The 21,422-nt window shown below is 45.1% G+C and carries 19 protein-coding genes, 1 pseudogene, 1 riboswitch and 1 other annotated feature; of the genes and pseudogenes, 9 read left to right on the forward strand and 11 right to left on the reverse strand.

Features of this window, described 5'->3' with window-relative positions:
* Positions 1-5 precede the first annotated feature (5 nt).
* The 5 genes from MTX11_RS00245 to ftsW all read left to right on the forward strand — a co-directional run bounded on the left by MTX11_RS00245 (position 6) and on the right by ftsW (position 5,156).
* On the forward strand, positions 6-266 hold the full coding sequence (locus MTX11_RS00245) for a FeoA family protein (RefSeq protein ID WP_004281065.1): 261 nt from the start codon (positions 6-8) through the stop codon (positions 264-266).
* Positions 263-2,119 (forward strand): ferrous iron transporter B, encoded by a 1,857-nt coding sequence (gene feoB, locus MTX11_RS00250; RefSeq protein ID WP_243474073.1) that lies wholly within the window; start codon positions 263-265, stop codon positions 2,117-2,119. The genes MTX11_RS00245 and feoB overlap by 4 nt, the downstream gene beginning before the upstream one ends.
* A gap of 59 nt (positions 2,120-2,178) precedes the next feature.
* Entirely contained in the window at positions 2,179-2,430 is a 252-nt protein-coding gene (locus tag MTX11_RS00255) for a DUF6587 family protein (protein ID WP_243474074.1), read from the forward strand.
* Positions 2,431-2,592: 162 nt separating this feature from the next.
* Positions 2,593-3,939 carry a UDP-N-acetylmuramoyl-L-alanine--D-glutamate ligase gene (murD, locus tag MTX11_RS00260; protein WP_243474075.1) on the forward strand — a complete coding sequence of 449 codons (1,347 nt, stop codon included), beginning with the start codon at positions 2,593-2,595 and terminating at the stop codon, positions 3,937-3,939.
* Between the two features lie 20 nt (positions 3,940-3,959).
* The gene (ftsW, locus tag MTX11_RS00265) at positions 3,960-5,156 is read left to right on the forward strand and encodes a putative lipid II flippase FtsW (protein WP_243474076.1); all 1,197 of its coding nucleotides are present in this window, start codon (positions 3,960-3,962) and stop codon (positions 5,154-5,156) included.
* On the opposite strand, the gene MTX11_RS00270 is transcribed toward ftsW, so the two are convergent.
* From MTX11_RS00270 to MTX11_RS00300, 7 genes are all read right to left on the reverse strand, one after another.
* On the reverse strand, positions 5,145-5,405 hold the full coding sequence (locus MTX11_RS00270) for a zinc ribbon domain-containing protein (protein ID WP_243474077.1): 261 nt from the start codon (positions 5,403-5,405) through the stop codon (positions 5,145-5,147). The genes ftsW and MTX11_RS00270 overlap by 12 nt on opposite strands.
* A 57-nt stretch (positions 5,406-5,462) precedes the next feature.
* On the reverse strand, positions 5,463-6,383 hold the full coding sequence (gene gluQRS / locus MTX11_RS00275) for a tRNA glutamyl-Q(34) synthetase GluQRS (protein WP_243474078.1): 921 nt from the start codon (positions 6,381-6,383) through the stop codon (positions 5,463-5,465).
* Between the two features lie 2 nt (positions 6,384-6,385).
* The gene (gene dksA / locus MTX11_RS00280) at positions 6,386-6,913 is read right to left on the reverse strand and encodes an RNA polymerase-binding protein DksA (protein WP_004281072.1); all 528 of its coding nucleotides are present in this window, start codon (positions 6,911-6,913) and stop codon (positions 6,386-6,388) included.
* A gap of 210 nt (positions 6,914-7,123) precedes the next feature.
* Complete coding sequence (gene cpdA / locus MTX11_RS00285; protein WP_243474079.1) at positions 7,124-7,936, reverse strand: 3',5'-cyclic-AMP phosphodiesterase; 813 nt, start codon at positions 7,934-7,936, stop codon at positions 7,124-7,126.
* Positions 7,933-8,568: an NUDIX domain-containing protein gene (locus tag MTX11_RS00290; protein ID WP_100329423.1), complete on the reverse strand. Its 636-nt coding sequence runs from the start codon at positions 8,566-8,568 to the stop codon at positions 7,933-7,935. The genes cpdA and MTX11_RS00290 overlap by 4 nt, the downstream gene beginning before the upstream one ends.
* A gap of 76 nt (positions 8,569-8,644) precedes the next feature.
* Positions 8,645-10,540, reverse strand: a complete 1,896-nt coding sequence (thiC, locus tag MTX11_RS00295) for a phosphomethylpyrimidine synthase ThiC (RefSeq protein ID WP_243474080.1) — start codon at positions 10,538-10,540, stop codon at positions 8,645-8,647.
* A gap of 88 nt (positions 10,541-10,628) precedes the next feature.
* Positions 10,629-10,761: riboswitch (TPP riboswitch) on the reverse strand.
* 108 nt (positions 10,762-10,869) lie between these two features.
* Complete coding sequence (locus MTX11_RS00300; protein WP_243474081.1) at positions 10,870-11,901, reverse strand: hypothetical protein; 1,032 nt, start codon at positions 11,899-11,901, stop codon at positions 10,870-10,872.
* A 292-nt stretch (positions 11,902-12,193) separates the two neighbouring features.
* Between MTX11_RS00300 and abuO the strand changes: the two genes are divergently transcribed.
* Positions 12,194-13,555, forward strand: coding sequence for a multidrug efflux outer membrane protein AbuO (gene abuO / locus MTX11_RS00305; protein WP_243474082.1), 1,362 nt, complete (start codon positions 12,194-12,196; stop codon positions 13,553-13,555).
* 92 nt (positions 13,556-13,647) lie between these two features.
* The gene (gene phoU / locus MTX11_RS00310) at positions 13,648-14,367 is read left to right on the forward strand and encodes a phosphate signaling complex protein PhoU (RefSeq protein WP_005094412.1); all 720 of its coding nucleotides are present in this window, start codon (positions 13,648-13,650) and stop codon (positions 14,365-14,367) included.
* Positions 14,368-14,432: 65 nt separating this feature from the next.
* Here the strand turns inward: phoU and MTX11_RS00315 are convergent, their stop codons facing one another.
* Positions 14,433-16,235, reverse strand: a complete 1,803-nt coding sequence (locus MTX11_RS00315; RefSeq protein WP_005168969.1) for an ABC transporter ATP-binding protein — start codon at positions 16,233-16,235, stop codon at positions 14,433-14,435.
* A 150-nt stretch (positions 16,236-16,385) separates the two neighbouring features.
* Here MTX11_RS00315 and MTX11_RS00320 point away from each other — a divergent pair, with 150 nt between their 5' ends.
* Entirely contained in the window at positions 16,386-17,006 is a 621-nt protein-coding gene (locus MTX11_RS00320; protein ID WP_243474083.1) for an alpha-ketoglutarate-dependent dioxygenase AlkB family protein, read from the forward strand.
* A 63-nt stretch (positions 17,007-17,069) separates the two neighbouring features.
* Here MTX11_RS00320 and ruvX read toward each other — a convergent pair whose 3' ends face one another.
* The 3 genes and pseudogenes from ruvX to MTX11_RS00335 form a co-directional block, all read right to left on the reverse strand.
* Complete coding sequence (ruvX, locus tag MTX11_RS00325) at positions 17,070-17,513, reverse strand: Holliday junction resolvase RuvX (protein WP_243474084.1); 444 nt, start codon at positions 17,511-17,513, stop codon at positions 17,070-17,072.
* A complete protein-coding gene (locus tag MTX11_RS00330; RefSeq protein ID WP_004281085.1) occupies positions 17,506-18,060 on the reverse strand; it encodes a YqgE/AlgH family protein in 555 nt (184 codons plus the stop codon). The genes ruvX and MTX11_RS00330 overlap by 8 nt, the downstream gene beginning before the upstream one ends.
* Positions 18,061-18,337: 277 nt before the next feature.
* A pseudogene (locus MTX11_RS00335) lies at positions 18,338-19,571 on the reverse strand (IS3 family transposase).
* Positions 19,183-19,296: a sequence feature (AL1L pseudoknot), on the reverse strand. (Overlaps the previous pseudogene by 114 nt.)
* A 480-nt stretch (positions 19,572-20,051) precedes the next feature.
* Between MTX11_RS00335 and MTX11_RS00340 the strand changes: the two are divergent.
* Entirely contained in the window at positions 20,052-21,410 is a 1,359-nt protein-coding gene (locus tag MTX11_RS00340) for a COG3014 family protein (RefSeq protein ID WP_243474085.1), read from the forward strand.
* Positions 21,411-21,422 lie beyond the last annotated feature (12 nt).

The following is a 21,422-nucleotide window of genomic DNA, read 5'->3' on the forward strand; positions in this document are numbered from 1 at the left end:
TCACGGTGCGTTTGTCTGATTTAAAAGCAAAACAAATTGCCATCATTCGAAAAGTGAGTCGAACAACTGATGGTGAAAGTGCTCTACACGATGTCGTCGCGAGTCGTTTGGAAACTTTAGGCTTTGTACCAGGTACAAAGGTACAGGTCATTACTAAAGGTATTTTTGGTGGAGATCCCATTTTGATTCAAGTTGGATTCACACGTTTTGCTTTGCGTAAATCAGAAGCAGCCAAAATTGAAATCGAACAGGCGGTGTCGGCATGAGTGATACATTACGTATTGCCCTTGTCGGTAACCCTAACTGCGGTAAAACTTCATTATTCAACCATTTAACCGGAACGCGCCAAAAAGTCGGTAACTATGCGGGTGTGACGGTTGAACGTAAAGTCGGTACGTTTCAGCTTGCCTCAGGCAAAGCGGTACGGGTACTGGATTTGCCGGGAACCTATAGTCTGGATGCAACCAGTCCGGATGAAGAAATCACCCGCAACGTCGTACAAGGTAAAATTGCGGAAGAGCAGGAGCAGGATGCATTTTTATGTGTGGTAGATGCCACCAATCTGAAACTGCATCTGGGTCTGGTGCTGGAAATGATTGCACTGGGTCGTCCGGTGCTGGTTGTGCTGAACATGATGGATGAAGCACGCCGTCGTGGCATGCAGATCAATACCCAGAAGCTGTCTGAGCGACTGGGCGTACCTGTGGTAGAAACGGTGGCTGTGCGCAATTCAGGGATTGAAAACCTGAAAAATGCGCTGGATCAAGGCAAGTATTCTGTACCACAGACCGAACTCAGCGGCTTGAAAGGTGACAGTCACCAGCGCGTGGAAAACATTCTGAATGACGTGGTTAATTTCGTCGATCAGGAAGATAAACGTACAGATTTTCTTGACAAGATTTTTCTGCATCCGGTATTGGGCTTAATTAGTCTGGCCGTGATGATGTTCGTGATTTTCCAGGCGGTATTTGCCTGGGCTGCGCCGTTTATGGATGGGATTGAATCCTTCTTTGGCTGGCTGGGTGAGTTCCTCGGCGAATATATTTCGCACCCATTACTGAATAGCCTGGTGGTGGACGGGATTATTGCCGGTGCCGGTGGCGTGGTGGTGTTCCTGCCACAGATTCTGATTCTGTTCTTCTTTATTTTAGTACTAGAAGAATCGGGTTATTTACCGCGTGCAGCATTCTTGCTCGATAAACTGATGTTTAAAGCCGGTTTGTCAGGACGTGCCTTTATTCCGTTATTGTCCAGCTTTGCCTGTGCCATTCCGGGGATTATGGCATCGCGGACCATTAGTGATCCACGAGATCGTTTAACCACGATTTTTGTTGCACCTTTAATGACCTGTTCGGCGCGTTTGCCGGTTTATGCCTTGCTGATTGCGGCATTTATACCGGCACAAACTGTCTGGGGCTTCCTGAATCTGCAAGGTCTGGTGCTCTTCGGTCTGTATATGGCGGGTATCGTAAGTGCTTTGCTGGTGTCTTTTGTGTTGAAATTCTTCCACAAAGATAAATCACAGCACATGCTGCTGATGGAACTGCCAAGCTACCGTTTTCCGGACTTGAAGAACGTTTGGATCGGGTTATTGGATCGCGGCAAAATCTTCTTGAAACGTGTCGGTGGCATCATCTTCGCCTTATCGATTGTACTGTGGTTCTTGTGTACTTTCCCACAGCCACCAGAAGGGGCAACCTTGCCGGCCATTGATTATTCATTGGCAGGGATGCTCGGTCATCTGATGCAGCCGATCTTTGCACCGCTCGGTTTTAACTGGCAGATCTGTATTGCCCTGATTCCGGCGATGGCAGCGCGTGAAGTGGTCGTTGCAGCACTGGGTACAGTCTATGCGATGTCGGCTGTTGATGAAGATGCGATGTCTGAAGGTCTAGCTGCGCTAATTAGCGGTGGAGGTGATCTGGGCTGGTCAGTGGCGACAGGTTTGTCTTTGCTGGTGTGGTTTATTTATGCACCACATTGTCTGGCGACTCTGGCAACAGTTAAACGTGAAACCGGTTCCTGGAAAACTGTCAGTATCATGACCATTTACCTGTTTGGTCTGGCATATTTCATGTCATTCCTGACTTATCAAATTGCTTCATATTATTTGGGCTAAATCTCAGTTTGGCCTTGGCCAATTGAGTGTGCTGCATTGTATATGTATGGGAGATTGAGATGATTGAAATTCTAATTGTGACAGCACTGGTGCTTTGGAGCATGCTGGTAGTATTCAAAAAGGTGTTTCCGAACACCTCTAACTCAGTCTTCCAGAAGCTGTCTGATGCCTGTGCAGCCAAGGGCTGGAAGCGTCTGGCCAAATGGCTGCAACCGGGTATGGCTGCAGGCTGTGGTGGCAACTGTGCCTGTCCAGTTTCAGAAAAAGGTTCAGACGTAAAGCCGGCTCAACAAGCGGTGAAATGGAAATAATTTCCTTTTCTGGCTAAATTTCAAAAACCGTCATGATCATGACGGTTTTTTTACGCATGGACACAAAAAAAATGTGCAGAAAAGCCAATCAGAAAAGGCATTCAAAACAGCAAAGTGCTACCATTTCGTCAGTTTCAAAATAGACCAAAATATGGGGCGAAAATGTTAATACAACGTGGTGGGTTAAAAGTCGTTGCAGGACTCGGAATATCAGGTGTTGCAGCAGTCAATTTCTTGCATAGTCAGGGCTACCGCGTTGCAGTAACAGATTCTAGAGCTAACCCGCCAGGGCATGAGCAGATACCCGCTGAAGTTCAGACCAGTTTCGGTCAGTTTGATGCCGAGCTGTTGTTGTCTGCGGAAGAAATCGTGATCAGCCCAGGACTTGATCCTAAACTTCCTGAAATTCAGGCAGCCATCAACAAGGGTATTCCCGTAGTCAGTGAAATCCAGATTTTACGCCGTGCTACGGATAAGCCTATCGTGGCGATTACCGGTTCTAATGCCAAAAGTACCGTGACGACCTTGATTGGCCTGATGGCAGCAGATGCAGGCAAAAAAGTTGCCGTCGGTGGTAACTTAGGCCGTCCTGCGCTAGACCTAACCAAAGATGATCCTGAGCTGTATATACTCGAGCTGTCCAGTTTTCAGCTGGAAACCACCTCAAATCTGGCGGCTGAAGTCGCGGTGGTGTTGAACATGAGTGAAGATCATCTGGACCGTCATGGCGATATGATGGGTTATCACACGGCGAAACACCGGATTTTCCAGGGTGTGAAAAAAGTCGTCTATAACCGTGATGACTCTTTGACCCGTCCATTGGTACCGGACGTAACACCGATGCAAAGCTTCGGCCTGAATGCACCAGATATGAACCAGTACGGTATTCTTAAGGATACTGATGGTAGTATCTGGCTGGCGCGTGGTCGTGAGCGTCTGCTGAAAAGTAGCGAGATGTATATGCAGGGCACGCATAATGTTGCCAATGCCTTGGCCTGTCTGGCGCTGGGTGAAGCGATTGGCCTGCCACTAGAAAGCATGCTGAACACCTTAAAGACTTTTAAGGGGCTGGAACATCGCTGTGAATTTGTTAAGGAAGTGCATGGCGTACGTTATTATAACGACTCCAAAGGCACCAATATCGGTGCAACCCTGGCGGCGCTGGACGGTCTGGGGATGGCGATTGAAACCCAAGGCGGTAAGGTCGCGATTATTCTTGGTGGACAAGGTAAGGGTCAGGATTTCAAAGCCTTGCGTGAATCATTAAGCAAATATGCCAAAGTGGCGGTATTGATCGGTGAAGATCGTCCCGTCATTGAAGCGGCAATTGCGGGCACGACTGAACTGATCCATGCGGACAGCCTGCAGCAGGCGGTAGAAATCTGCCAAAAGCACACCCAGGCACATGATGTCGTGCTATTGTCTCCTGCATGTGCAAGTTTTGATATGTTCTCGGGTTATCCTGAGCGTGGCCGCAAGTTTGTTGCGTATGTGAATGAACTCAATTAAGAATAACAAGGATTCGTGATATGGCTGGGTTTGCTCAGACTACGATCAATAAATTAAATCAATTTTATACGCAGTGGGTACCCAGAATACCTGCTGAAGTGAATCTACGGAATGTGCTGATTTTCTGTGTATTGGCTTTGCTCTGTATCGGTTCGATCATGGTGGCATCTGCCTCGATGCCCTATGCAGAACGTATGCACGAAAATCCGTTTCATTATATTAGCCGGCACGGAATTTCAATTTTTGTTGCTGCCATAGCAGCTTTGCTGGCTTATAAAATCCCCTTAAAAGTCTGGTTTAATAACACTTTCTTTTTGTGGATTATTACCATCGTACTTTTGGTAGCTGTGCTATTTGTCGGGACAGAAGTTAATGGTTCCAAGCGCTGGATTCGGGTCGCTGGTTTCACCTTGCAGGCTTCGGAAGTCGCTAAAGTAATGATGGCAATTTTTACCGCAGATTACGTGGTGCGCCGTGCTGAAGAAGTACGGAATAATATCAAGGGTCTGGTCCGTTTAAGTGCCATCATGGGTGCAACCGTCGGTTTGATTATTCTCGAGCCTGACTTGGGTGCAACCGTGGTAATTACCTTAACCATGCTTGGCGTGTTCTTTCTGGCGGGTGCGCCGTGGATTCAGTTCGGTGTGGCTTTTATGACCTTGGTCGGAGCCTTTGCTGCCGCGATTCTGTTGGAACCGTATCGTTTGCAACGTCTGCTGTCTTTCTCGAATCCTTGGGAAGATCCGCTAGGCACCGGTTATCAGCTCTCCAATGCCCTGATGGCCTTTGGCCGTGGTGAATGGGCAGGGGTAGGCTTGGGGCATAGTATCCAGAAAATGTCTTATTTGCCTGAAGCACATACCGACTTCATGCTGGCAATTTTGGGTGAAGAATTTGGCTTTTTAGGCATCTCGACCATCCTGATCCTGTCCTTCACCATGCTGGTTTGCTGTATCCGTATCGGGCATCGTGCCTTGCAGCATCAATATCTGCGTGCCGGCTATCTGGCTTATGGCATCAGTATCATTTTCCTGTTACAGATTCTAGTGAATGCTGGCATGAATATGGGCATGTTGCCGACCAAGGGTTTGACCTTGCCATTTATTAGTTATGGCGGTTCATCCCTGATTATCTGTGCGGTCATGATCAGTCTGATTCTGAAAATTGATTCGACCACGCGTCAGGTCAATCCAAGCCGTGAAGAGTCAAGCTTCTAGATTCGAGTTTCGTCCTGGCTCTAGCTGAGCATGGTCCAGTACCGTGCTCGGCATTGCGGTTCCGCAATTGGAACAGGTCACAAAAGCAGTTTTAGGCTTGGAAAGTGGAATTAAGGGAATAAAAAATAAAGAAAAATAATTACGCTGCTGTTTCAGCTCATAGCCCGAACGGGTACGGCAGACCGGACACAGAAACTGACTTTTCTCAATCGTTTTGGTTTTAGGGCCGACGCCAAAAATAAAAAACATACTCTTCTTCCTATCTATTTTTCATTCTAGAAGTCTAGCTTAAGTGAAAAGCTGTTTTTATAAATAGTGACCTTGTAGCTCAGTTGTATGTGGAATCCGCTCGATATCCCATTGCGCCACTGCCTGTTGCAGCATCCGTTGCGGAGCATCTAAATCAACTTCAGCCTGATGCAAAGCCTGAAGTGCCTGTTTTAATAATTGTGGCGCCTGAATTAAATCCAGTGCTTGGGCCAGATTTTGTTTCGACAGTTTTTGTCCCTGATCATTCATTGCCAGCGGCAGATGCATATAGCTCAGCTGCGGATAACCGAGTAACTGCCCCAAATAGATTTGCCGTTCGGTATTATCTAAAAGATCAGCCCCACGTACCACATGGGTCATACCTTGCAGATAATCATCGACCACTACAGCCAGCTGGTAATTAATAATGCCATCACGACGTTTTAAGACAAAGTCCCCCAGATCTTTTTTTAGTTCTGAACAGTGCCGACCCTGCAGCCGGTCTTCAAAACAGATTTCAACATCTTCAACTTTTAGGCGAATGGCCTGATGCTCAAAAGCCAGACCCAAGTCGCGGCAGGTATCCTGATAGATATGATTGGAACCGAGCATTTTACGGGTGCATTGGCAGGCATAGACCAGACCTTGCTGACGCAATTGCTGGATGACGTCTTCGTAAATATCTAAACGGTCTTTCTGAAAAATGATTTCGGCATCAGGTTCAAGCTGAAAGGCATCCATGGCACGCAGGATATGCTCTTCGCTGCCGCGATAAATGCGGGGAATATCGGTATCTTCAATCCGAACCAGCCATGTGCCTTGATTGGCTTTGGCATCGCAGTAACTGGCGACTGCGGTAATGAGGGAGCCAAAATGCAAAGGGCCGGTTGGCGATGGCGCGAACCGACCCACGTAATTCACTTCAGCTTTCTCTCCCTTTATTAAAGGGAGAGTCAGGGAGGGATTACTTAACGACATGCTTAACCGTTATTTTGCTTCTCTTTGATTTCTGCAAGAGTTTTGCAGTCAATACATAAAGTAGCCGTTGGGCGTGCTTCTAAACGACGCAGACCAATCTCGATACCACAAGTTTCACAGAAACCATAGTCATCATTCTGGATTGCTTCGATCGACTGTTCGATTTTACGAATCAGTTTACGTTCACGGTCACGGGTACGTAACTCAATCGCAAACTCTTCTTCCTGAGTCGCACGGTCATTCACATCTGGAAGAGCAGTATTTTCGTCTTGCATCGTATTCAGGGTACGATCCACTTCTGACATCAACTCAGCTTTCCAGGCCAGCAGGATTTGGCGGAAATGCTGAAGCTGACCTTCAGACATGTATTCTTCATTTTTTTTAGGTTGATAAGGTTCAATACCAAATAAGCTAGCAGTAGAACCACCGTCAGTCGTTTTAGGCTTAGATTTGCGTACGCGCTTTGCAGCTTTCTCTTCTACAACATCAGTTTGATTGTCTAAGACTTGATTTTGGTTGTCATTCGCCATTTAGGGCATTCCTCATCTATGCGTATGATTGCTACGCAAAAAATATGGTGATATGCAGTTTTTTATCCACCCTGTAGAAAGATTATCCTCCTATGGGGGCCGTCATCATATAGACTTTTTATGCTTATTGATAGTCTTTGATGTCTGGACTATGCATATCACATTTCCTTTGGTTGCAATAAAGTAATGCAAAAAAAACAAATTGAAAAGTTAATAACCTGAAATTTCGGTATTAATATTTTGCTGGCTCAATGCCACCCGTTCAATATAGGTATCAAACTCACCATTTTGTTGCAAATGTAATACACGATAACCGGGCGCCGCCTGATCTAGCGCGAAATCCTGGCTTTTAGGTTTGAACTGCACACTGGTCGATGGCGTGGATAAAAAATAGATACCATGCCATTCATTACAGGAATCCTGATGCACATGACCAAACAAGACCAACTTTATATTCTGGTGCCGTGCCAAGACATCTTTTAAATCTTCAGCATTTTTCAGCCGGTGCTGATCAATCCAGTGCGATTTCATCGCAAAAGGGTGATGATGACAAGCGATGATGACATGCTGATGCTTAAACTCAAGCAATAATTGGTTCAATTGATCAAGCTGAGCTTGTTCCACCCAGCCATCAACCTTGCCTTGAACCGCACTATTCAACAAAATCATGGTCCAGCTACCAAAATGAATCGCATGTACCTGATTGGCATTCTGATGAAACGGAAAGATCCGGGTGTCATCATGATTACCCGGAATCTGATAATGCGGCACGTTTAAGGACTGGATAAAGTCTAAATAACGCTGATAAGTCTGTTCGACCGGCACCTGGGCCAGATCACCGGTATGAATCAGCGCATCCATTTTGCGAAAGCGCTGCTGAATCTGCTGCATCACCTCATGAAAACTCTGCTCGGGATTCATCCGGGCAAATTCCAGCTCTTCCCGATCCATCAAATGGGTATCAGAAATCTGGATAATGGTCCAATCCGGCTGCGTGTCTGTGCTTGACTGCTGAAAACTCATGTCTTTCCCCTTAGACATATTCCTGCAGTATGAATATGTTGTTGCAACCATTGCAAGGCCATAATGACAGGTGCATTTCTTAAGCGACCATTCGTGAGCAAGGACGGAATATCGGCATAATCCAGAATATGCAGCTGGATATTTTCCCCTTCATCCGGCATGCCAAAAATACCGCCCTGTTCAGGCAATTCGGTCTGGGCCACATATAAATGGAAAAGCTCAGAACATGCTCCGGCGGAAGGATAGAAGCTGAAAATGTGCTGTAGCTCATCCAGAGTACAGCCTGATTCTTCGAGTGCTTCGCGACGGATACACGCTTCAGGCGCTTCATCGCCATCCAGAACACCAGCAATCACTTCGAGTTGCCACGGTGAATCGACATCGTCCAGTCCGCCAATCCGGAACTGTTCAATCAGGCCGAATTTCTGCTGTTGATGGTTATAGAGCAGCACACCCGCTGCTTCTGGCCGGTGAATCAGCTCACGTTGCAAAATAGGCGTCGAGCTGTCCTGCTGGAATAAACGGTGTCGCAGGCTGACTTTTTCCACCTGAATAAATCCCCGGTACAAAAACTCACGTGCCTCTATGCGAAAGTCTTTTTTATTATAAGAGGCCTGTTTAATAATATTCATATGCTCAGATAGAATGAATTGATTTATTTTCATCCTATCTGAGTTTTTTTTGAAGACAACTGTTTTTTTTAAAGTTTTATAGTTTATGGTACAGATTTTGGCCAGACTTATGGAAGCTGGCTTTCATCTGATCCATACCTGCTTCAATTTCGGCCTGAGAGCTTGCCGGCTGATCAGGCTTGGCCTGCTGATTGGCATAATCGCGAACATTCTGGCTAATCTTCATTGAACAGAACTTCGGTCCACACATGGAACAGAAATGTGCAGATTTATGGGCTGCTTTGGGCATGGTTTCATCATGCATACTGCGGGCGGTATCCGGATCCAGACTCAAGTTAAACTGGTCTTCCCAGCGGAACTCAAAACGGGCTTTGGACAGGGCATTATCCCGGGCCTGTGCACCCGGATGTCCTTTGGCCAGATCGGCAGCATGCGCGGCAATCTTGTAAGTAATAATGCCGTCTTTGACATCTTTTTTATTCGGCAAGCCGAGATGCTCTTTAGGCGTGACATAACACAGCATCGCGGTACCATACCAGCCAATCATCGCAGCACCAATGGCTGAAGTAATATGGTCATAACCCGGGGCGATATCCGTAGTTAAAGGCCCAAGGGTATAGAAGGGCGCTTCTTTACAGACTTCCAGTTGCAGGTCCATATTTTCCTTGATCATGTGCATTGGGACATGCCCCGGACCTTCAATCATTACCTGTACATCATGTTCCCAGGCACGATGGGTCAGTTCACCCAAGGTTCTCAGTTCAGCGAACTGTGCTTCGTCATTGGCATCCTGCACACAGCCGGGACGCAAACCATCCCCGAGACTGAAAGACACATCATAGGCTTTCATGATCTCGCAGATGTCATCAAAATGGGTGTATAGGAAATTTTCCTGATGATGTGCCAGACACCACTGCGCCATGATCGAACCGCCACGCGATACGATACCGGTCAAACGGTTGGCAGTCAGCGGTACATATCTTAAAAGCACGCCGGCATGAATGGTGAAATAGTCCACACCTTGTTCAGCCTGTTCAATCAGGGTGTCTTTAAAGATCTCCCAGGTCAGGTCTTCGGCCACACCATTGACTTTTTCCAGTGCCTGATAGATCGGTACGGTTCCAATTGGTACAGGAGAGTTGCGGATAATCCATTCCCGGGTTTCATGAATATTTTGGCCAGTCGAAAGATCCATGATCGTGTCTGCACCCCAGCGCGTGGCCCAGGTCATTTTCGAGACTTCTTCTTCGATACTTGAACCGAGTGCAGAATTACCGATATTGGCATTGATTTTGACCAGAAAATTACGCCCGATAATCATCGGTTCCAGTTCCGGATGATTGATATTGGCCGGAATAATCGCGCGGCCGGCTGCGACTTCCTGACGCACGAATTCTGGCGTAATTTCAGTCAGGTTTTTTGCACCAAAATTCTGGCCCGGATGCTGGCGCATATCGACACCATCGAGTTGACGCAGGTTTTCACGAATAGCAATGTATTCCATTTCCGGTGTGATGATGCCTTGCTTGGCATAATGCATCTGAGTGATGTTGCGGCCACGTTTGGCTTTACGCGGTTTTTGAATATGCGCGAAACGGATCGCAGCGGTGCGGATATCGCGTAAACGCTGGCGACCAAATTCAGAACTGAGCTGATCCAGAATTTCGCTATCATTGCGCTGTTCAATCCAGTTTTCACGAATATTCGGCAGACCTTTGTTCAGGTCAATCGTCACATTGGGGTCGGTATACACACCAGAGGTGTCATACACCATCAACGGTGGATTATGTTCACCGCCCAGACTGGTTGGGGTTTCACTTAAGGAAATTTCCCGCATGGGTACCTGAATATCAGGACAGGAACCTTGCAAATAGACTTTACGTGAAGCAGGCAAAATTCGCGTTAAATCGCGTGCTTCCTGTTCATGAGCAGAGAGAGTAGTTTCAGAAGAAAGATTCGTTAACTGGTTCATGGCTATGATCCTTATGAATGACATCAACGAATCAAGCACGACCAAAAACGTAGGCAGATTTATCCTGAACAGATAAAGCAAGGGCTGGGTTTTTAGCTGGCTTGATTCCTACGCAGGTATTAACCTGATCAGGTTCAACGGTACTCATGCTCAATTCCTGATAATGATAAAAGGAATCACATGATCTCAGCGAGGCATTACTCGCGCTCCGTCAAGCGAGGCTAAAGCTTAGCTCAGTTTAGGCAGAATAAACAGGTCTAAATCGCTCAACTTTAAGCGAGGATTGATTTAGACATGGTCCTACTGATTGAAGGTGAAACTGATCCCAACTAGATACAGATGGCATCGGTAAAGCAGTCCTTATCGTATTTTTGTGAGGGCGGACTGATCTGGGCATAGTACAGAATCTGTTCTGCTTCCGAACGGTTTCTATAATCGGCAGGCAAGGTTTGCTGGCGCTGTTCCGGAGTCATGTCTAGAAATTCCAGAAACAGGCGTGCCTGTGTGGACAGCGTTGATTTCTGGCCACTCGACAGCCCGATAATGGTTTCCAGATGACTGGTATCCACGGCATAACGATCGTGATAATCTTCAGACACCGGCGATTGCTCGGTACCTCTAAACAGGAAATAGGTGTATTGCTTCAGCAGATATTCAGCATCGCGTTTATAACTGCTATTCGGATAAGTCTTGAGATAGTCTTCCCAAAGCAGACTGCGGGCTGCAATATCAGCGGCTTCAATCTGCAGGCGTTTTTCCACCAGCACCGGTTCCATATTCTGTTCCGCCAGATTTTCAATAAAGGCTTTTTCAGCGGCCGGTAAATAAGGGGCAAAAATACGCGCCAGATATTCCGGACTGCGGCGATAATGTAAAGTGCCATCCCCCAGATCCAGCAGTTCTACATAAGCCTGCCCCTTGTGTTTTAACAGATACTGGTCACGTGAGGTGAGCTGTTGAAAATGCGCATGCTGAATGGTCGGATGCTGGGCCATTTCCAGTGCATACTGCTCAAAGGCGCGTTGCTGGAACTCGGTGCGATCCACCTTTAAAAAGCGCTGATACATTTCGGTAGAGCGTTGCATCAGGTGCTTCTGCTCCGCCAATTCCATCAACGGCAGGCACACTTTAAGATCCTGATTAATTTGTTCCAGCGCAAACGTCGTGCGCTGGTCATTAATCTGGGACATATTTTTTTCAATATTCTGGCACATGAGGCTAAAGTCACTGACTGGACTTTGCGTTTGCTTCGTCTCAGTCTGTTCGACCTGGATCTGTGGATCTGAAGGCTGTTGGCAGCCCCCAAGAAGCAGCACGCTACCAGCAAGCAAACAGGCTTTGAATATCGATGGGAATGGCATTAACACTATGCTTCAGGACTCTGTATATATAGGTGAATTCAGAAAATAACGGCCTTACTGGGAGATATTGTATAGATCAAACTAAAATACTATGTTTAGTATTGTGAATTGCTTTGTTACATTGCCGGTATTAGAGCCAGAAAATTGAATTAATGATGGATAAAAACTGATCTTTATATTAAAAAATTAATAAAAATCATACGTAAAAATTCAAGAGATCTCTTTAGTATGGCTGAGCTTAAAGTGCCAGAATTTTTTAATCTGAATGGCTGTTAGGGGTGAACACTATAAAATGAAATTAAAACTCAGTGTCATGGCCGGTTTATTGCTATTAATTAGTCCGGCGATTTTTGCCTTGGACTTAAAAGAAGCGTATGCGCGCGCCCAGCAAAATGATCCGAACTGGCAGGCGAATGTGTTGCAGTATCAGGCTGATCAGCTCAATCTGGGGATTGCCAGCGGCAATTTGCTGCCGACCGTGACTTTGTCTGGAAATGTGACCCGTAAAAACCAGTCCGTCAACAACTTACAGCCTGAAGGTTTGCCTGCTGAATTTGGTGAGTTGCAAAGTTCCAGTACAACCAGCCGTCAGGTGGCCTTAACCGCACGCCAACCTTTATTTCGCTGGGATGCCTGGCAAGGTTATAAGCAGGTCAAGACCTCGGTCGAACTCAGTGAAGTCAATCTGCGTCTGCAAAAACAGCAGCATATTTTACAGGTGGCCGAAGCCTATTTTAATGTCTTGCGGCAGCAGTCTTTGACTACGGCTTATTTACAGGAAGAGCAGGCGCTGTCTGAACAGTTACGCATGATGAATGCTAAGCTGAAAGAAGGTTTGGTGGCGCGTAGTGAGGTCAGTGAAGCCAATGCCCAGTATCAAAGTGCCCAAGCCAACCGGATTTCGACTCAAGTTCAGCTGGTACTGGCCCAAGAACAGCTGGCACAGTTAATCGGTCCTTATCAGGAAAATCTGGCGGTATTACGCAACGATTTTCAGTTTCAGAAACCGGTTCCAAGTGATATGCAGTCCTGGACTGAATTAGCACAAAGCCAGAATCTGAATATTCTGCAAGCGCGTCTGCAAAAGCGCTATTCTGAAGATGCCAAACGGGTCGAGCAGGCTGCGCTCTATCCGCAGGTCGAAGCGGTCGGAACCTATGGCTATTTAAAACAAAGTCCAGCCACGATCATGTCCAGCAATGGAGATTTCGACCAGATTGGGGTGGAAGTGAACTGGAATGTATTTAGCGGCGGACGCACACAAAAAAGTATCCGTCAGGCCGGTGTCAATGTGCAAAAAAGTGAAGCGCAACTGGATGCAGCCATCCGTAAAGCCAATACCGATGTGAAACAGTCCTTTATGCAGGTAGAAACCGATCAGGCCAAACTGAATGCACGTAAAGCCGCGATGGACTCTTCGGAAATTGTCTCACAAGCGTCCAGAGCCCAATATCAGGAAGGCTTAAAAACCATGGTCGATGTGTTGCTGGCACAGCGTAATGCCTTTTCTGCCAAGACCGATTATTTAAATGCCAAATATGATTATCTGTTGCATGTGTTGCAATTGCAGGCTTCGGTGGGGCAGTTGACCGAAAAGGAGCTGGCAGAGCTGAATGCCTGGCTGATCGAATATGATTCACCTCAGCCCAGATGACGCTACGATTGTCATCAAACTTTCATCATAAATATGCTTTAATGTGCTTTATTATTGATCATCGCTATATGCCGTTTCAGGAGTAGACTTCCTTGTGTCCAAATAATCCTGTGTTAAGTCATCACATTTCTTCGCAATTTAATGAAGAGTTGCAGGACGTCAATACCAAATTCATGACCATGGGCGGACTGGTGGAACAGCAGGTGGCCAACGCCATTCATGCCTTACTGGATACCGATGTCGCCATGGCGATTGATGTGCAGTTTCAGGACAATGTTGTCAATCAGATGGAAAGAGACATTGATGAAGCACTGACCCTGATTCTGGCACGCCGTCATCCTGCTGCGATTGATTTACGGATGGTGCTTGCCATGTCCAAGGCCAATACCGATCTTGAGCGTATTGGTGATGAAGCATCTAAAATAGGCCGGATTGCACAAAGCCTGAGCGAAGAGGGTAGCTCGCCGCGCGGTTATATGGAAACCCGGCATATTGGCAACCAGGTTCGGGTGATGATTCATGATGCACTGGATGCTTTTGCACGTCTGGATGTAGATCAGGCCTTAAAAGTGATGTTGGCAGATGCGGATATCGACCGTGAATACCAGTCAGCAACACGTACCCTCATGACCTATATGATTGAAGATCCGCGACATATTAGTCGTGTTATCAATGTACTATGGGTGCTTCGTTCACTCGAAAGAATTGGCGACCATGCCCGGAATATTTCTGAACAGGTGATCTATATGGTCAAAGGTTTTGACGTACGTCATACTAGCGTTGAAGAAATTGAGCAAAAAGTTCAGCGTTAAAAACAATTATCTCTCAATAAAAGACCTCCAGCTCGGAGGTTTTTTTTATTGGCTTGGAAGAGGCTCTAACTATGGGTTTCTTCCTCGGCATCATCCTCAAAAGTCTTGGCGATTTTTTCAATATTCAGGCTCTTGGCCATGGCATCAAAAATTTCCTTATACACGCCTTGCTGATGATAAAGCTGAGCGTGCTCACCATGTTCGGCAATCCTTCCCTCTTTCATCACATAGGTATAATCCGCGTCAATAATTTGCGACAGGCTATGTGAAATGATGATCACGGTACGGCCTTGCTTGATTTGATCCAGACTTTGCTTGATCTGTTCGGTGGCGATGGCATCCAGACTCGCCGTCGGTTCATCCAGAAAAATAATCGGTGGATTTTTCAGGAACATCCGCGCCAAGGCAATGCGTTGCTGCTGTCCGCCAGACAGCATGAGGGCATCACTATCATAGCCATCCGGTAACTGTAAAATCTGCGCATGAATCGAGGCTTTTTCTGCCGCCTCAATGACATCGTCCATTGAAGCTGTAGTTTTGCCATAACGGATATTCTCAAAAATGGTGCCTTGAAAAATATGATTTTTCTGCAACACCAGACCAATATGATCACGCAAAAATTGGGTGTCATAGTCTTTCAGGTCAATGCCATCCAGTTTAATCTGGCCTTGTTGCGGCTCATAAAATTTATCCAGCAGGCTGATCAGGGTAGATTTCCCCGCACCGGATAAGCCGACCAAAGCCGTGATCTTATTCGGACGAATTTCCATCTCAATATCTTTCAGGGCATGATGGCCATTCGGATAATAAAAATTCACCCCAGTCAGTTCAAATTTACCAGTCACTTGCGGTTTTTGTTGACCACTTTGTTCAATTTCCTGATCCGCTTCCAGAATCTTAAAGAAGCTTTCTGAATAGATCATGGCATCATTCACTTCATCATAAATCCGGTGCAGTGAGCGAATCGGGGCGGAGACATTATTAAACAGCAGCACATGAAACATGATCATGCCGATACTCATCTGGCCATCCAGCACAAAATAAGAGGTCAGAATAATAATCAGCACAATGCCGATCTGTTCCAGGAACGTTTTCAGACCATCAAACAGGAAACTGGTCTGACGGGTTTTCATCTGGTTGTCGGTCAGTTCGCGTTGCAATCCTAGCTGCTTTTCCGACTCAATCGCTTCCCGGTTAAAGGATTTGATCACGGTAATTGAATTAATAATACTGAGAATACCCTGACTCTTTTTCTCGCGGCCATCTCTTAAACTGCGGCGCCAACCACCGAGCTTTTGTGCCTGTTTATAGGTCAGCCAGAAATAGATTGGGACAATGGCGGTGGCCACTAGACCAACATACATATTAGCATAGTACATCAGGCCCAAAGCCACAATTGCGCTGGTAAATAACGGTAAAATATCAATAAAGAAGATCTGTACCAGACGGGTCAGTGAGCCGATACCACGATCAATACGGGTCTGTAATTTTCCGGCCTGATTATTTTCCTGATTAAAAAATTCCAGACGATATTTTAAGAATTTTTCAATAATTCCTTGGGCCAGATCCTGAGAAACAAAAATCCGTAGCTTTTCTCCATAGAACTTCTGGCCGAACTGGACAAAGGCATTGATAATCTCTTTACCGAGCAAGATCGCTGAAATCGTAATCAGAATATGCCAGCCTTGCTCCAGTCCCTGACCTTGTTCCAGCAGCGCATTGATACTATCGACTGCATATTGCAGGGTCAGCGCATTGACCTGTGCGGTAAAGGAACCGATCAGGGTCAAAATCAGCGTGGCAATGACCAGCACCCGATAGGGCTGAACAAAGGGACGAAGTTTCTGAAACAGCTGCCATAAGTTCATAAAGGATTATTTTTATTGTGAAAGTTAAATTCAGTTTAGGCAGGAACAGGACAAGTCACAAGAGCAAATCTTGTAGTCATTTGTGAAATCTGGTTGTACTTTTTCAAAGTCAATGTCAGTATTTTCAGTAAGATACTGGGTCTAATTGAGATGACTTTAGATTTATTTGCGCCCCAACCTGAAACGAATATCTTACCCTTTGATGGGGTGGTGGAGGACTATGGTCTGATTCTGGATCAGGCGCAAAGCCAGCAGTATTTGCAGTATTTTCTGAGCCAGTTGGCCTGGCAACATGATGAAGTACGGTTGTTCGGCAAGCACTATATCACAGCACGCAAGGTGGTCTGGTATGGCGATGCGCACTATCAATATCGCTATTCGGGGACGCTCAAGCAAGCTCAGTTGTGGCCCCCGGGATTATTGCGTTTAAAACAGCATATTGAACAGCTGGTGGGTCATCCCTTTAATTCCTGTCTGGCCAATTTATATGAAGATGGTTCACAAGGCTTGGGCTGGCATAGTGATGATGAGCCTGCCTTATATACAGGAAGTTCTCGGGAAAATGTCATTGCTTCTCTGAGTCTGGGCGCGATCCGTAAAATGAGTTTTAAACATAAAACTCACGGGGATAAAGTCGAGTTACTGTTACACAGTGGCCAACTGATTGTAATGCGCGGCCAGACCCAGCAGTACTGGAAACACAGCATTGGTAAAAGTAGCAAAGTTTTGACACCCAGAATTAACCTGACCTTTCGTTATTTTTATCCTTAAATCATGTTTTTAGGCATAAAAAAGCATCCCAAAGGATGCTGATTTTAAAATTTCATCAGCAGTTTAAGGGGTGATTCCGGCAGGATGGCGATACCAACTTTCAATCAATAAGGCTGCGGCGATACTATCAGCAGAAAGTTTCTTGCCGCGACCTTGCGCCTGATAATGATCCAGCTCATCGCGTGCTTCACGGGTGGTCAGACGCTCATCCACCATCAAGGTTGCAATATTGGTCTGGTGCCGTAAACGGCGCGCAAATTTACGTGCCCGTGTCGAAAGCTCCGATTCACTATCATCCATATTCAGTGGCAAACCGACCAGAAATAGATTCGGTTGATGGCTTTTTACTATTTTGAGCAGTTCATCCCAGTTCGGAATGCCGTCTTTCATGGGAAATAAGGGCAGGGGATTGGCACTTGCAATCAGGGATTGTCCAACTGACATTCCCATTTTTTGTGTACCAAAATCAAACGCCATAATGGTTTGTGGCACGTTTACATCAGGCATGTCCAATCTCGGAAGATAACCAGTTGCGGTCTACACCCATTTTTTTATAGGCAGCGTCCCAACGGTCGTTATAAGGGAGGTTAAAAATCAGATCCATATCGGAATCACAAATCAGCCAGTCACCACGGGCAATTTCCTGTTCCAGCTGGTGTTTGCCCCAACTGGCATAACCGAGGGCAATCTGATAGCGACCGACCCCTTCATTATGCGCAATGGCATCCAGAATATCTTTGGAAGTGGTAATGCAGACATTTTCACCTACGGCGATGGAGGAATGCCAGGTCGGCTGACCAGTATGCAAGACAAAACCGGCCTCAGGGCGTAAAGGGCCGCCTTGTAATACTTCATGCGGATTGACATTGTCTGCTTCAATATCAAGATCATTCAGCAATTCTTTAATTTGAATGCCGGCAGGTCGATTGATAATGATGCCTTGGGCACCATCTTCATCATGACGCGCGAGATAAATGACCGTCTGTGCAAAAAAATCATCATTCGCATGCGGTGGTGCAATCAGACAACGATGTGTCAGAAACTGTTTGGTCACCTGAGCAGTTCTCCCAAAGTCAGTATGCTATGCAGTCTGAAAAAGTGAAGCATGGCCTACGGGCCTAATTGTAATCACTCAAACAGCGGCTTTCTTCCTGCTAGTTATCCCATAAAATGCTTAGGCTGACAACTTGGATATGGGGTAAATCAGGCATGAACAGGTTAAGGCCGGTTTTAAAATTCCTTTTAAAAAGACCTTCAGTGATTTTATTTAAATGATGGGAGGTAGTTTTAAGTGAACTGTACCGGGTTTGTCGGAGACTTTTTTATTTAAGTTAGGCCACCTGACCTAACGGGTTAATCTTATCATAGTACATTGCTTCAAACTCAAAAGGCGATACATAACCCAGTGCACTGTGTACACGCTTTTTATTGAACCAATCTACCCAGTTGAGTGTCGCAAGTTGTACATCTGCTAAACCTTGCCAATCTGCTTTTAGATATTCAATCACCTCTGTTTTGTATAAGCCATTCACCGTTTCAGCCAGAGCATTATCGTATGAATCACCAGTCGTACCGACTGATGCTCGTAAATTTGCTGCTTCTAAACGATTGGTATAGCGAATGGAAAGATATTGCACACCTCTGTCGGAATGATGAATCACATTCTTTGGCATGCCTCGATCATGCAATGCTTGCTCCAATGCATCGAGCACCATATCTGTATTCATCCGTGTAGATACTTTCCATCCAACAATTGCTCGTGAGAACACATCAATAATAAAGGCGGTATAGACCCAGCCTGAATGAGTTTGAATATACGTAAAGTCACTGACCTGAGAAGCATTGCTTCGCAAGGGTCAGGATGATCAGCATTAAAATTACGTTTCACTAAATCATCTGCTCTTTTTTGATCATCTCGGCTACGGGTGGTTTGTTTGTTCTTACCACGCCAAACACCTTGTATACCTAGCTTCTGCATCAATCGAGCAACTGTACAACGTGCGATAACATAACCTTCACGTTTCAATTGTTGCCAAACCTTACGCACACCATATCGACCTGAACTTTCTTTCCAAATTCGTTTAATTTGTTCAGCATGATGCTCATCATGTAGATCTCGTTTCGCTCGATGTTCTGGATTTACTGTGAGATCTAGTGTTCGATAATAGGTAGAACCCGCGATTGGTAAAATCCTACAAATCGCATCAACACCATATAAGTCTTTATTGTTATGGATGAAATCCACCATTATTTGTGTGGGCGGTCGAGCTCCGCCTGGGCGAAAAAAGCGGCTGCTTTACGTAGAATCTCATTGGCGCGTTGCAGTTCTTTATTTTCGCGTTCGAGTTGTTTGATACGTTCTTGGTCTGAAAGCTGCTGTACTTTAACTGGATTTTGTTTATCTAAATATTTTTGATACCAAATACGTAGTGTTTCAGGAGTACAGCCAATTTTAGGAGCAATTGCGGAAACTGCTGCCCAATTCGATGGATAATCTTTTTCAGATTCAATTAGTAATTGAACCGCTCTTTCTCTGATTTCAGGGGTATATTTTAATTTTGTCATCGGGATAGTCTCTCAGAATATTGACTCTCCGACAAACCCGGTACGGTTCAAAGCGTTTTTTATTTATGCTAAAACAGCCAGATAAACCGAGTAAAAACTTACTTAAATTTTAATAAAAAATATTAAATATATTGTGGTGGAATGAATTAAATAATAACAATAGATCATTCATGGTTAAAAGTAGACTATATATAGTTTCTTGCTTTTAAATAGAATTTATCTGAAAACTAAAGGCAAGTTATTACAATCTCAGCTCATTAATTAAGCTCTAACTATATTTCGATACATAGTTTCTAGTGATTAAAAAATGGTCAATATTAGATAACAAACTATAATATTTGTTTATTTATGTAATAAATTTGCGATATATTGTACAGAATATTTCAATTATTATACAAAATATACATATTGAAACCATATTGCTTTGTTCGTAGAATGCAGAAATTTTCATCTTTAATTTATTTTTTTAATGGGGTTGTTATGCATCATATTTTAAAAGGGACTTTAATTTCTGCGCTATTTTCTGTGTCGGTCACTTCACAGGCAGCAGTATTTAGTAGTTATAATGAAGAAGGTAGTTTTTTCCGTAGTCATTTGAATAGCGCTTTATCTGAAAACCTCATTACTCAGTTTAAGGACAAAGCTGATTCAAAGGATGGAGTTTTATATTTACTTGAACAAGCCCGCTTATTACAAGTTAACCATCAATATGAAGAAAGCCGAGATTATTATAAGCAAGCCTTTACGCTGTTAGAAAAACAAAAAAATCGGGCCAAAATTAGTGTGTCCCGAATGGGGTTTAAGGCTCTTGCCATGGTCAGCAATGACTCTGTAGTGCCTTATCTGGTACCAGCACATGAGCAGGTGCTGGCGCATATTTCCCAAGCTAAAAACTATATTTTCTTAAAGGATCTGGAAGCTGCTGCGGTAGAAATGCGCGTGGCTCAGGGCCTCCAGCGTGAAATCGAATTGTTGCACCAAAAAGAACTAGAAAAGAAAAAAGACAAAGTAGCTAAAAACACGGAAGCAGAGAAGAATCTAAGTGTGCTGGATGAAGCTTTTGTCGGTCTGGACCCCATAGCCGGCAAGATTAAGAACAGCTATCAGAATGCCTACGCTTTTTATATGGCAGCCAATTTATGGGAAACCTTGGGTGAATACAATGATGCCTTGGTTGATTATAAGAAAGCTTATGAGTTACAACCAGATAAGCAAATTTCCGAAGACGTGAAACGTCTGGATCAACTGGTCACACAGCATAAGAAGGGTAGTGTTCCGGTGATTGTATTTATCGAACAGGGAATTGTACCGCAAAAGGTGGAAAATAAAATTGATGTCCCTACACCGGGCTGTTTAATCAATATTGCTTTTGCGACCTATGAACCAAGTACCTATGTGATACCAACTAGCCTGAAAGTGAAAGTCAATAATAAAGCTTTACAAGACAGTTATGTGATTAGTGATATTGGTGCTTTGGCCGTCAAGGACCTCAAAGAAAAAATTATGGCGAATGTGAGCAGTCAGGTGCTGCGCGCCACTGCAAAATATGCCGCACAAAAAGAACTTGGTAACCAGTTTGGTGTGTTTGGTCAACTTGCCGGTAACGTCTTAAATATGGCGACTGAGCGTGCTGACTTGCGTGGCTGGAGTACCTTGCCGAGTAATGCTCAGATTGCGCGCTTAAATTTAACGCCGGGCAAACATAATTTACAACTTTCTAGCGGGAGTGTATCTAGCTCTCCGGTCACCCTAGATGTGAAAGCCAATCAAACAGTGTTTGTCTATGCCCATCATGTTAATGACAAAATTACGGCTAGTGTAAGCACCATTCCACATTAATCATAAATAAGG

Origin of the sequence: Acinetobacter lwoffii, assembly GCF_022809915.1 — a bacterium.
Classification (GTDB): Bacteria; Pseudomonadota; Gammaproteobacteria; order Pseudomonadales; family Moraxellaceae; genus Acinetobacter; species Acinetobacter lwoffii_M.

Coding starts and splice junctions, on each gene's coding strand:
- feoB (WP_243474073.1), top strand. CDS start 263: ATGAGTGATACATTACGTATTGCCCTTGTCGGTAACCCTAACTGCGGT.
- MTX11_RS00255 (WP_243474074.1), top strand. CDS start 2,179: ATGATTGAAATTCTAATTGTGACAGCACTGGTGCTTTGGAGCATGCTG.
- murD (WP_243474075.1), top strand. CDS start 2,593: ATGTTAATACAACGTGGTGGGTTAAAAGTCGTTGCAGGACTCGGAATA.
- ftsW (WP_243474076.1), top strand. CDS start 3,960: ATGGCTGGGTTTGCTCAGACTACGATCAATAAATTAAATCAATTTTAT.
- MTX11_RS00270 (WP_243474077.1), bottom strand. CDS start 5,405: ATGTTTTTTATTTTTGGCGTCGGCCCTAAAACCAAAACGATTGAGAAA.
- gluQRS (WP_243474078.1), bottom strand. CDS start 6,383: ATGTCGTTAAGTAATCCCTCCCTGACTCTCCCTTTAATAAAGGGAGAG.
- dksA (WP_004281072.1), bottom strand. CDS start 6,913: ATGGCGAATGACAACCAAAATCAAGTCTTAGACAATCAAACTGATGTT.
- cpdA (WP_243474079.1), bottom strand. CDS start 7,936: ATGAGTTTTCAGCAGTCAAGCACAGACACGCAGCCGGATTGGACCATT.
- MTX11_RS00290 (WP_100329423.1), bottom strand. CDS start 8,568: ATGAATATTATTAAACAGGCCTCTTATAATAAAAAAGACTTTCGCATA.
- thiC (WP_243474080.1), bottom strand. CDS start 10,540: ATGAACCAGTTAACGAATCTTTCTTCTGAAACTACTCTCTCTGCTCAT.
- MTX11_RS00300 (WP_243474081.1), bottom strand. CDS start 11,901: ATGCCATTCCCATCGATATTCAAAGCCTGTTTGCTTGCTGGTAGCGTG.
- abuO (WP_243474082.1), top strand. CDS start 12,194: ATGAAATTAAAACTCAGTGTCATGGCCGGTTTATTGCTATTAATTAGT.
- MTX11_RS00315 (WP_005168969.1), bottom strand. CDS start 16,235: ATGAACTTATGGCAGCTGTTTCAGAAACTTCGTCCCTTTGTTCAGCCC.
- MTX11_RS00320 (WP_243474083.1), top strand. CDS start 16,386: ATGACTTTAGATTTATTTGCGCCCCAACCTGAAACGAATATCTTACCC.
- ruvX (WP_243474084.1), bottom strand. CDS start 17,513: ATGCCTGATGTAAACGTGCCACAAACCATTATGGCGTTTGATTTTGGT.
- MTX11_RS00340 (WP_243474085.1), top strand. CDS start 20,052: ATGCATCATATTTTAAAAGGGACTTTAATTTCTGCGCTATTTTCTGTG.